We start from the raw sequence: 13,356 nt of genomic DNA, 5'->3' as shown, positions 1-13,356 counted from the left end.
AAATATATTTTTACATTTTTTTTATTGCTTTGTGATTGAATTTAAAGAATTTAGTTAACGAAGGAGGAAGAAAAGTGAAAACACTGCGTTCAAAAATATTATTCCTAATGTTAGCCGGCTGTTTTATTCTTCTGCTTAAATCACCTGCAGCCTATGCGGCAACGATCACCGCGCCATCTTCGATTACAGCAAATACGACCTGGACCAGCGACAATGTTTATGTGGTGTCATCTACCACAGTTCAGCCAAATGTGACGCTGACTATTGAGCCTGGAACCGTCGTCAAATTGAACGCGATTAACAGCAAACTTGTAATTAAAGGCACACTGAATGCACTCGGATCAGACACGAATCAAATCGCCTTTACGTCGATCAAAGATGATACATATGGCGGAGACACTAATAACGACGGAACAACAACGACCCCGTCCAAAGGCAATTGGCTTTGCCTTGAGTCATATTCCGGCGGAAATATAAATTTATCCTATTGTTGTATTCGTTATGGCGGCTATATAAATTCTCAGGTGTACAGCACAGGAGGAAGCCTGAATATCAGCAATTGTGTTGCAGAACTCAGCAACACCAGAGGTATTGAGACGAATGGCACAGCCAGTATCACAAATACACAGGTGTCAAATTGTACTTCATCTGGTATTTATGTTAAGAATAGTTCCCCGACCCTATCCGGCAATACCATCAGCAGTTGCTCGTACGGTATCTATATGGCTGACGGCAATATTCTAGTAACCAATAACAATATTTCAGCGTGTTCATATGGCATTTATGTGCTAAAAGGAACACATACCTTTTCCGCCAATACAATCACGAACAGCAGCACCTCAGCCATAGCAATTGAAAATGCAATATGTACAATTATGAATAATAGCATTTCTCAGTGTCCAAATGAGGCTATACGCTATGTGAATTCGCCCCGAGTACTAACAGGAAGTATAACTGGAAATACATTTGATAACTGCAAAGATTTCCTGGGGTTTCGGTCAAGCTTAATGGCAAGCTTATTCCCAACATTGACATTGAACAATAACACGCAGACTAACTGTACGTATGATGGCATATATGTTTATGCGACGATAGGATCTCAAACGCTGCCCTTATATCAAGTCCCGTATATTGTCGAAAATTTAGGTATAGCTACTTCAAGTACGGTGGAAATTCAGCCGGGGACAATATTTAAAATTTTACATGATAAAATCATTAACGTTAAGGGAACTGTAAATATTAATGGTAATTCCCAAAACCCTATTGTCTTTACATCCATCAAAGATGATACAAACGGTGGAGATACCAATAACGACGGTACCCAAACTTCAGCAATGGCCGGGGATTGGTGGGGAATATCTATTGGAGAAAATGCACAGCTCATTGCTAAGAATGCTAAGTTTCTGTATGGACAAGAAAATGTATCTGCGTTTAAAGCATCAAAAATTGACGTTCGTAATTGCGAAATAGGATACGCGGACTATAGAGGAATTTCTATAAGTAATTGTAATAATGCTGTAGTCACCGACACCAGCATACACGATGGTGGTATTATTGCAGGAATAGAATTAACAAATTCCAACTCAATGGTCCTAAGAAACAGCTTTTACAACAATAATAAAGGGATATACTTAACTCCGTCTGCAAATCAAACCCAAATTATGTTTAATCATTTTTATGATAATGGTATAGGCATTTATCAGTTTACACAAGAAGCCACTGAAGCAACGATTCAGTTCAATAACTTTAATAATAATACGTATGGTTATAAAAATTACAGTGGTACTGCGGATATCCAATACAACTGGTGGGGAGATGCTTCTGGTCCAGCGCCCACAGGAACCGGCGACGAAGTTTATCATGGCGATGCCGACCCCTGGCTGAAATCAGAATTTATCGTGCCCGAATCCGAATTCTATTTGGGCCAGCAACACTGGGACTTCCAATGCAATGATCCTGTAAACGCAGTATCGGGGAATTTTACGTATGAGAAAACAGACATTACGATACCAACCATTGGTATGCCTTTACAGTTTACCCGCTACTATAACTCACAGGATACCAGCACTTCAGGCCCTCTTGGACAGGGCTGGCAGCATAACTATAACTGTACCGTCACCATCAATCAGGACGGTTCGGCTACAGTTCTGTATCCGGACGGCCACCAGGTGAAATTTGCTTCCAGCAGCGGGACTTTCATCCGGCCTCCAGCCTGTTTTGAAAATCTGACCGAGGTTACAGGAGGCTATGAACTGACCTTTAAGGATCAGACTGTCTATGAATTTGATTCTTCCGGCAAACTTTGTGCAATTAGGGATAAGAATGGTAATAGAACGACCCTGACCTATAACGGCTCCCTTCTGCAAACCGTTACAGAACCAACTGGGAGAACCCTGCAATTTACCTATTATCCGGATAACAAACTCCAGCAAGTGACCGATCCGGCAGGCCGGACTCTGATCTTTACGTATGATACGTCGGGAAACCTTGAAACAGTGACCGATGTAAACACAGGGGTATGGCAGTACAGCTATAATGGAAGCTATCTCTCTACAATCACCGATCCCGAAAATAATGTGACAGTTAACAACACCTATGATGCCCAGGGACGAGTTGTTTCCCAGCTTGATGGAGAAAACAATCAGACTGTCTTTACCTATGATCCCGTAAACAGACAAAATACCGTCACAGATGCCAAACAAAACAGTGCGGTCACTCAATATGATCCCGCCAACCGGATCACTTCGATTATTTATCCTGGAGGGATTACCGAAACCTTCACCTATGACGGCAATAACAACCGAATCAGCGTTACCGACAAGAATGGCAACACGACCGTTTATACGTATGACGATATGGGCAATATGCTGACCAAGACGGATCCCGTACCATTGAGTTATGTCACAACGCTGACTTATGACACAAAAAACAATCCGGTTACAATCGTTGATGCAGCCGGTTATACCACAGATATGACGTATGATACAAATGGCAACCTGCTGACCGTATCACGTGAGGTTTCCGGTCAAACCGCCGTAACCACGATGACTTATAATCCATACGGACAGGTCATTAGCATCACAAATCCCAACAACGGCGTAACACAATACACCTATGATACGTATGGTAACCGCATTTCCCAGACTGACCCGCTTGGCCTCATTACCACCTACACTTACGATATCCTGGGACGCAAACTGACGCAGGTTGATCCACGCGGCAATGTTCAGGGGGGCAATCCGGCCGACTACCAGTACACCTACACTTATGATCTCGCCGGTAATATGCTGACCATCACTGATCCCTTGGGAGACGTCATTACAAACACCTATGACCTGAACAACAATCTGCTGACGATCACCGATCCGAAAAACAATATAACGACCTACACCTATGATGGTAACAACCGCCTGCTGACCGTTCAGGATGCACTAAACAATGTGACGACCTATACCTATGACGCGAACGGCAACAGGGTCTCCGTTACAGATCCGTTAAATCATACAATAACCTATGGCTATGATCCGCTTGACAGGCTGATATCAGAAACCAATGCGGCAGGGAAGACCGAAAGCTATACCCTGGACGGCAACGGCAACAAGCTGACGGTTACAGACCGGAATAACCATACCACGACTTATGTGTATGACGTCTTAAACCGCAATACCCAGATCACCAATCATTTAAATAAACAGATTACCGTCCAGTATGATCCGCTTGGGAACAAACTGAGTGTCACGGATCAGCGCGGCAACACAACATCCTACACTTATGACCAGAATTCCAAAGTGCTCACGGTGACCGAACCGGGTAATCAGGTAACCACCAACACGTACGATCTGGCTGGAAATATGCTGACAACGACCAATCCGCTGAACCAGGTCTGGACCTTTGTTTATGATGCAGATAACCGTCTGATCGAAACCATAGATCCGTTGCTTCATTCTACAACCGTTGGGTATGATGAAGCCGGGAATGTGATTCTGAAGACCGATGCCAACAACAAGAACATCACGTATACTTATAACGCCTTAAACCAACTCATGTCAGTGACAAATGCCTTAAACCAAGTCACGAGCTACAGCTATGATGAGAACGGCAATTTGACCGCCGTCACGGATGCCAACAACCATACCTCTGCGCTAGGTTATGATGAACTTAACCGTAAAATCAGTGAGACTGACGCCTTAAACAATATCTACAGCTGGGCTTATGATGCGGCGGGAAATATCATCAGCTGGACCAAACCTGACCAGTCCGCAGTCAGCTACGCGTATAATTCCCTGAACCAATTGACTACAGTCACTTATCCGGATCTCAGTCAGGTCACTTATACCTATGATGACGCTGGCAGCAGACTGTCAATGACGGATCAGCTTGGAACAACCACCTATACCTATGACGATCTTGACAGACTTGCCTCGATCATGCGGGGAACCAATACCGCAAGCTTTGGCTATGATGATGCAGGCAACCTGGCATCCATCACCTATCCCGGCGGACTGCAGGTGACGTACGGCTATGATGCAAGAAACCTGCTTACTTCCGTCACAGATACAGCCAATACGACCACAATCACGTATGATGCGGCTGGAAATCGGATTGGTGAATCACTGCCGAACGGTGTTACCGTCACATACGAATACGATGACGCAGGAAGACTCACCCTTGTCGAACATGTCCTTGGCGGAACAACGCTCACCAAAGCAGCCTACACGCTGGACAATGTCGGAAACCGGCTTACCGAAACCGATGAATTGAACCAAACGACAACCTATACCTACGATGACCTGTACCAACTGACCAGCGCCATTTATCCCGGCGGTCAGACAGTGAATTATACGTACGATCCGGCAGGCAACAGAACGCTAGCCGGAACAACCGCCTACACGTACGATGCGGCCAACAGAATCACTCAGGCCGGTACGGATATCTACACGTATGATGTAAACGGAAACCTAACCGACATTAACAGCACAAAGCTGTACAATTACGACGCGCTGAACCGGCTTGTCTCTTATACAGATGGAACAGACACGATTAATTATACCTACGACGGAGACAGTAACAGGCTGACTCAGACCGTTACAGGTCAAAACCCTGAGAATTATTCTTACTTTAACGTCCCACTCGGAGGATTATCCAAGGTCCTGGTAGAATTAAACAGCGGAGAAAACTATATCTACGGCGGCAGACCTCTGTACCGAAACTTCACAAGCGATACGATTTTCTACCATAACGACGGCCTCGGCAGCACCCTGAAGGTCACAGACATCTCAGGAAATATCTTAAACAGCTACAAATATGATGCCTATGGAGAATTAAGAGCATCAAATGTAACTGTAGACAACGACATCCTCTTTGCCGGTGAATTCCAGGATGCCAACGGTCTGATCTACCTCAGAGCCAGATATTACGATCCGAATGACGGAAGGTTCCTGACGCAGGACAGTTATTTGGGAGATGCAAAAAACCCAATAACGCAGAACCGGTATGCATATGGGAACAATAACCCGGTGATTTATATTGATCCAACGGGGCATGTGGCTATATGTCCTTGGGATGTCATTGATATGATGCTGGCATCTTATAGTTGGACACAGCTTATCGAAGATCCTAACCTAGATCATTTTTTAGTAGCGTTAGCGGATACGCTGGGATTGTTCCCGGGGGTTCCATCATACACCTTACTAGTGGGAATGAATCAAGCTCTAAGGCATTCGGATAATTTTGCTGAATTTAAGGTAGCTTTGGATGAATTTCTGGTAACTAAGGGGGCGACTGGTGCCGAAAGTTCCTTCATGGGCAACTTGCTCAAACAGGACTTGAAATACACTCAAAAATATGGACAAGACGCAAGAAAAGTATTGCCTGATGGAAGAATCCGTTACTATGGAGAATTAGAACCTGCTGCGAAGTCAGGAGAAATGGCAGGACGCAGAGTAGTTCAAGAATTAGACCCAGCAACTGGGAATATTAGAACATGGCAAGAGACGTTGGATCACGCTGGAAATATAAGACAAGTTAGACCACAACTTGGTCCCGATAAGACTCATTATATGTTCGATGCAAATGGCAATTATACAGGAATGTGGTGATAAGCATGAACAAGCCTTCACTTAAGGAAATCATTGAAAAGCTTCAGCAAGTTGTCGAGGGGAAAATAAGTCGGGAGGATGTTTCTAACTGGGCTGAAAAAGCATCACAATATTTTGAAGGCGAAAGTTCACTGAGCCAAGATGATATATCTATTTGGAAAGCCCTAGATGTATTATTAGGTATTGATTTAAAAGATTCGCCGGAGGATTACCTCCATAATGAAACTGACATTAGAAACTGGATATCGCGGTTTAATACAATGATTAAAAGTTCTAAATGAAAATAGCTGATAAATTCCCTAGGTCACACAGTTTTGGCTGCTGTGGCCTTTTTTTTACCGGAAACAACAGAAAGAAAAAGCGGAACCGAAACCGGAACCGGCCCACCCCTAGACGATTAATAGCTTTAGGTCAATTGTCTTGACCGTCTGGAACCGTGATTTGAAAAATTTCAAATCACCACAATTCAGACGGTCAAGACAATAGCTGCCAGCATATCAGCCGGATTATTTAAAATTCAGGTCACATAACCGCTGCCAAGATTAAAGACCCCTGATAGGATTGGCTTACCGCTATTGCCGGGAATTTGAAAAGGCTGGATATAAGGCACCAATCTTTTTCAAATTCCCCATGCCGAGCGGTAAGCCAATAGCTTTTAAGAACTTTTCTAGCCAGTGTTTTGGGCTTCCGACTGCCGATTCCAGCTTGTTTAAAAGTCGCCGCCTTCCCCAACCCCGGAACCGCCGGAAAGAAGCTTGCGCTTTAAGCAAATTTATCTATACGTATAACTGGTCGCCCAAATAACGTACGTATACCCTTAAAAACCCAGATAAAATTAAAATTTCTACTTTCTCGTAATACGTAATTTGGGATTTTTGGTCGCATTATATTGTTTTCGTTCGGAATAACGAATATACTATATCTTAGTTATATTTTACCAGTGAGGTACAAATATGGACTACATTACAGCCAAAGAAGCTGCTGAAAAATGGTGCATATCGGAACGCAGAGTACAAATTTTATGTGAACAAGGACGTATTGAAGCTGTTCAACGGCTTGGTAAAGCTTGGGCAATACCCAAAGATGCAAAGAAGCCTCTTGATAAAAGAAAGTCGTTATGATTTCTGGCTTTATCATCTATAGGAGGAGTCAAGTTGAGTACATTGCAGAAATTGTTTGAAAAAGAAGGAGCCATGCTTTTTCAGAATGAAAGCATGGCTTTGGATCACTATTATTTGGAGCCTTATCAAGATGCCAATGATGATGATGCTGACATTTATGATATGGCAAGCGTTTTTGAAAAATCTCCGGTTAAAACAAAGAAACGCTTGGAAATTCCAGATGTACCTTTTTCACTCTTTCACTATTTCATGGATGGTTCACGTCGGACATATAAAATTGGGGATTTAGTTATTGCAGGTAAAAAAATATACCCTGTTATAGCAGCACAGGTTCGAGCTGGCTGTGTACAGCGTAATTCTACCAAGGTGTCCAAACAAACACTTTTGTCTCAAAATTATTTGCTTATCAGCAGCAGTTTTAATGACGTAAATTTCGACCAAATTAAAGCTCGAATTAGACGCTGCACGAAGCTAATGTATCCATTGATGGTAGAAAAGTATACCTTCAATAAAATGAAGGATTCTGCTCCTAACAATGCTGCTATAGCGAAGGCAAATAGTTTAATGCATAAATTAGAAATTGATATTCTTACAGAGATGGTAACAGCAGGCGTATTAGATACAAATAAAATGTTAATTGTAGATGGCCCTTTACAATTTCTTGCCGAAGATAATGGTAAAGACGATTTCGCTGATCTTTTCTATAACGTTATCGGTGTATCAAAAAGTTTTGACCCGAATCTGTCTATATCGGATAAACGAAGTGGCGCACATATCGGAGCACAAATATTAAACCTTAATTATGGTGAGCGAACACCGGTATTCAAAAAAAAGAATTCCCGTGGCAGAGTATTTGGTTTCTGGTACTTAAGAATCCGAAAACCGCAGAATGTGAAAAATCCATTAGATGGTATTATTAAGGTCGAGAAAATGGCTATTCGGGAAGATATAGAAAATGGTTTTGATACTGACGTCATAGATAATATTTCACTTTCTCTAATAGCTGAAAGAATCCCTACATGCCACGGTAAAGACAATAGATGGCCTAATCATTTATATCCGGTTTACCTAGCGGAAACTATGATAAAATCAACGTTTGCCAGTGAAGTTGCATTTATTAGTCAGTTTCAGCGTGATGTATTTTAGAGGAGGACTGAGTTAATGAGTGAAATAAACATTATAGGAAAAGTGTCGGCTACAGAGCGCAATCCGAATTCATGTGATGAATTCTGCTTTTGGCTCAAAGACAATGTGATTCTTAGCCCCTTCGATATCGTAAAGGTGCCAAATACAATGGATAATTCCACAACGTTTGGCGTAGTACAAGATATTTTTCACGTTACAGATAGCCCCGGACATATTAGTAATTTTGTATCATCTGATTTTGGTGATGTCGAGGCAAAACCCATGACATCCCGGCTGGCACTTTCCTATGCCAAAGTATCAGTAATACATAATGATAACGAAAATTTTATGCCTGTCTTAGAGGGCACGCCGGTTTATACTTGTAATGCGGATGATATTCGGATTGCTTTGGGGCTTAATAATATAGACAAAGAATCGGCTATTTCAGCAGGACTTCTTAAGGCATCAAATGGGATTGTTGTTCCAATAGATTATAATGGAGACTTTTTAATTGGGCCGGAGGGGGCGCATTTGAATGTGTCCGGCATCTCTGGTCTTGCAACGAAAACAAGCTACATTATGTTTATTCTAAAGGCAATTCAAGAAAAGCTTGGTGAAGAAGTGGCACTCATTGTTTTGAATGTAAAGGGTGATGATCTTTTACATGTTGACGAAACAAATACGAAGATAACTGATACACAAAGGGCTGATTGGAAGGCACTCGATGTTCCCTGCGAACCATTCAAAAACGTTACATATTATTATCCATTCTCTCACATAAAGGGTAGTGACATATATAGCCACACTTCTCTGCCTAATGATGATTTGTTAGCACAATATAGCGCAAATAAGGCTTACAACTACGTTTACACATATGAACATGATGTCGGCAAAATCGATATGCTTTTTTCAAATATTGATGATCCTAACTTTACTATAGAATCAATACTTAATCATATCGAAACGTCCCCCGAATTTAGTGGCGATATGGGTTGGGAAGATTTTAAGCAACAAATAAGGGGGTATACAAGTAAAGAAAAAAAACATCAGGATATTTTCGTTAATTCGTGGAAGAAATTCAGCCGTTTAGTTGGAAATTCAATAAATAACCGTATGTTTGTCAATTCAATATCAGGTGATAAGAAGCAGCGCCATTGCCACCTATCAGATGCCGTTAAAAATATTAACGGCGGTGATATGATGGTGATTGATATTGCAGGGCTTGATGAACAAATGCAATGTTTAGTGTTTGGCGATACCATCCGTGCTGTTTACGACTTAAAGCATGGAGATTATGATTACGACGAGCGCAAATCAAAAAAACCTGTTCCGAAAAAAATTGTCGTATTTGTTGATGAATTAAACAAGTATGCTCCTTCTACTTCTCCAAAGAATTCTCCACTGCTTGCTAATCTTCTTGATATTACCGAACGCGGAAGGCAGGAAGGTATCATCTTATTTTCTGCCGAACAATTCAAAAGCGCGATCCATGATCGCGTTAAAGGTAATTGTGGGACAAATGTTTATGGACGAACTAATGCCATCGAAGTGTCAAAGCCTGATTATCGCTATATTCCTAATGTATATGCCAATATGATGACTCGATTAGGTAAGGGTGACTTAATCATCCAACATCCAGTTTTTAAGACATTACTTAAGGTTAAATTCCCATATCCTTGCTATCACCAGGGAGGATCAAAATGATGGTGAAGATTGTTGCTGGTAAACATATTTTGGAATCCTTATCTTTAGGCATGTACTCTAATCCACTTGATATACTTCGTGAATATATACAAAATTCAGCGGACTCGATCGATGATGCATATGACCATGGATTATTAAATAATGAAAGTGGAGAAATTATTTTTTCGATTAATGAGAAAACGAGATCAATATCTATTCTAGATAATGGCATGGGTATACCAATGGCAAACGCAGTAAAGAAACTAAGCGACATTGGTAATTCTGATAAGGATTATAATAAAAGTAGAGGTTTTCGTGGAATTGGTCGTCTTGGCGGACTCGGATATGCAACATCGCTGTTCTTTATAACCTCAGCGAAAGGAGAAGCTAAGCGTACAGTTATAAAGTGGGATTGTATTCGTTTGAAACAGTTGCTTGCTCCAAGCAATAAAGAAAAAGAAGATATTTTTGAAGTTATAGATGATGTGATGAGTTTTGATTATGAGGATGATGACCTACAATCTCACTATTTTGAGGTCAGACTTGATGGAATTAAAGATGACTTTAAATGTCTTTATACTGCTGAAAATATCGATTCCTATCTTGCGGATGTGGCACCAGTAGATTTTGATAGCCAAAAATTCCCTTACAGTACCGAAATCAAAGAACATTTTGCTAAAAAAGGCCATCCTATACCCAATTATAAAATCTGTCATGTTCGTCGTAATAAACCCATATATAAACTTTATACCCGTTCCTTAAGTACTGGGATGCATAAACAAAACCGCTCGAAAGACTATGTAAAAGATGTTAGTTTTGTTTATGAAGAAACCACAGATGGAAATCCACTTTATATTGGATGGCTTGCAATCACTGATTTTTCCGGACAAATCAGCGATGAAAGATTACAAGGAATTCGTTTGAGAAAAGGAAATATTTTAATCGGAGAAAGCACTATGTTTTCGCGTTTCTTTCCTTCGGAAGGAAACGTTGCAAATAAAATGTTTGCCGGTGAGATTCATATTCTTCATCCCGACATTATACCAAATACAAAACGTGATGACTTTGAACCAGGACCAGTCTATCAAGAATTATTTGAGAAACTTTCAGCGTGGGCTGAAAGTTTAAATACTACCTATCGGCGCGGAACATCCAAGATAAGTTCCGCAATTCGAAAGCTTGATAATGCATTAGCAGAACAGCAAGAATTAGCAGATAAAGTAAATTCAGGGTCTATTTCCTCTGATACAAAAAGAGATAAGTTTATCGAAGACCTAAACAGAATTAGCAAAATTATTGCTAATTCTAAAAAAGAGCTGGATACTGCTGTTCGAAAAGGAACAGTGGATCCAGACAGAAAAGAGACTGTCTTAAAGAAAATTAAGCAAGCAGATGATAGTGATAAGTCTGTCGTACAAATCAGCAACAAGGTTATTAACGCTGATTATGCAACTAAGAGTGACCTCCCTACCAGCTATTCGAGAGATGAAAAAAAAGTATATCAACGTATTATTGAGGTAATTGATAGCTTTTTTATTAAAGATCCCAATGTCGCATATAACCTCCGAGAAGCAATAAAAACCGAACTGAGCGTAAAGAAAAAATGAAAAATATTCTTCTAGTAGAACCGGCATATAAGAATAAATACCCCCCAATGGGGTTAATGAAAATTAGCACTTATCATAAACAACAAGGAGATAACGTTCTTTTTGTTAAGGGAATAGATAAATCTGTTGCAAATCATATGTGGGACCGAATTTATGTCACCACATTATTCACTTTTGATTTTGATATTTCTATCAGAACGATAAATTACTATAAAACAATTGTCGAAAGCTGTTCCAATATCTATGTCGGAGGGATTATGGCCTCCTTGATGAAAGATAGAGTTATTGAAGAAACAGGCCTACCTGAAAACAATATACTTGTTGGGCTTTTCACGGATTCTTCAGTAATGGGGGATGAATTACCGGTTAATATCGATATTCTCCCTTTGGATTATGATATCCTCGATATGATAGATTACAAATATCCTGCGGGGGATAATTATTTCGCGTATCTAACTAGAGGATGTCCAAATTGTTGCAAATTTTGTGCGGTTCCAATTTTAGAACCACAATTTCAGGTTACAAATAATATTGTTTGTCAGTTAAAAACTATTGACGAATTATACGGGCCAAAACAGAATCTGTTACTCTTAGATAACAATATTTTAAATGCCCCAGATTTATCCTCGCTCGTTGATGACTTGTGCCAAGCTGGTTTTAAGAAGGGTTCATATTTTATTGACCCTGGCACATATGACATTATTTTACGGCGTTATCATCGAGGTGACCGAAGTATCTATCTTGATAAGAAATTATCCAAATATCTTGATGTTCTAAAAAAGCGAATTCCAAGTGGTGTTAAGCGAGATACGTACATTGATCTTCTCTTGGATGCTGAAATAACAGAAGACTATGCGGAGTACATGATAAATACAGAGTGTAAAATTCGCCCTTTCGTTGATAAATATAAGAGTAAAGCAAAAAAAATGCGTAGTGTTGATTTTAATCAAGGGGTTGATGCCCGCCGTATTAACGATAAAAATATGAAACAACTGGCGAAGCTTGCTTTGAAGCCATTACGTATAGCCTTCGATAATATTGCTTTCGAAAAATTGTATGTCAAGTCAGTTAAGCTTGCCCATAAGCATGGAATTAATGAAATATCTAATTACATTCTTTTTAACTATGAGGATAAACCCGAAGATCTTTATAAACGGTTAGAATGTAATATTAAGCTAAATCAAGAATTAGGGATAAAAATTTTTTCTTTTCCGATGAAATACTCTCCAGTTGAGCGGACTGATCGTCAATATGTCGGAAAGCATTGGAACGTAAAATATCTGCGGTCTATTTCCGCTATTTTGCATGTTACTCAAGGTGTTGTAGCTGCGGGTACCTCGTTTTTTTATAAGGCATTTGGAAATACTCTTGACGAGTATTTTGAAATCCTTGCCATGCCAAGAGACATGATTATGTTTCGATTTCATTATGAAGGAACTGGCCAAACTGATCAATGGAAAGTGTTATATCACGCGCTATCTTCTGAAGATAAAGAAGAATTACTCAGTATTTCTTCAAAGACAATAACTGAAATGAAACAAATAGAATGTCCCGAAAGATTGAAAGAAATTTTTCCTTTCTACTTTTTGAAATATGAGAAAGAAGATTTATCTAAAGAAAGCTGACTTGTAATATCTGGGTTTTTAAGGGTATACGTACGTTATTTGGGCGACCAGTTATACGTATAGATAAATTTGCTTAAAGCGCAAGCTTCTTTCCGGC

The 13,356-nt window shown here is 40.2% G+C and carries 7 protein-coding genes; all 7 read left to right on the top strand.

From position 1 onward, the window contains the following. Positions 1–74: 74 nt before the first annotated feature. On the top strand, positions 75–6,098 hold the full coding sequence (locus C1I38_RS10525; RefSeq protein WP_132102136.1) for a right-handed parallel beta-helix repeat-containing protein: 6,024 nt from the start codon (positions 75–77) through the stop codon (positions 6,096–6,098). A gap of 5 nt (positions 6,099–6,103) precedes the next feature. Continuing rightward, positions 6,104–6,379 (top strand): hypothetical protein, encoded by a 276-nt coding sequence (locus C1I38_RS10520; RefSeq protein ID WP_131930062.1) that lies wholly within the window; start codon positions 6,104–6,106, stop codon positions 6,377–6,379. A 672-nt stretch (positions 6,380–7,051) separates the two neighbouring features. After that, the gene (locus tag C1I38_RS10515; RefSeq protein WP_131930064.1) at positions 7,052–7,219 is read left to right on the top strand and encodes a helix-turn-helix domain-containing protein; all 168 of its coding nucleotides are present in this window, start codon (positions 7,052–7,054) and stop codon (positions 7,217–7,219) included. Between the two features lie 33 nt (positions 7,220–7,252). Next, a complete protein-coding gene (locus C1I38_RS10510) occupies positions 7,253–8,365 on the top strand; it encodes a hypothetical protein (protein ID WP_131930066.1) in 1,113 nt (370 codons plus the stop codon). A 15-nt stretch (positions 8,366–8,380) separates the two neighbouring features. Next, positions 8,381–10,048 (top strand): ATP-binding protein, encoded by a 1,668-nt coding sequence (locus C1I38_RS10505; protein ID WP_131930068.1) that lies wholly within the window; start codon positions 8,381–8,383, stop codon positions 10,046–10,048. Further along, complete coding sequence (locus C1I38_RS10500) at positions 10,045–11,634, top strand: ATP-binding protein (RefSeq protein WP_131930070.1); 1,590 nt, start codon at positions 10,045–10,047, stop codon at positions 11,632–11,634. The genes C1I38_RS10505 and C1I38_RS10500 overlap by 4 nt, the downstream gene beginning before the upstream one ends. Continuing rightward, the gene (locus C1I38_RS10495; protein WP_131930072.1) at positions 11,631–13,259 is read left to right on the top strand and encodes a hypothetical protein; all 1,629 of its coding nucleotides are present in this window, start codon (positions 11,631–11,633) and stop codon (positions 13,257–13,259) included. Before C1I38_RS10500 ends, C1I38_RS10495 begins: the two co-directional genes overlap by 4 nt. Positions 13,260–13,356 lie beyond the last annotated feature (97 nt).

The sequence above is a fragment of the Dehalobacter sp. 12DCB1 genome, assembly GCF_004343605.1.
Taxonomy (GTDB): Bacteria; Bacillota; Desulfitobacteriia; order Desulfitobacteriales; family Syntrophobotulaceae; genus Dehalobacter.
Note: the sequence above shows the minus strand (reverse complement) of the source record. Positions and strands in the feature narration are given on the sequence as shown.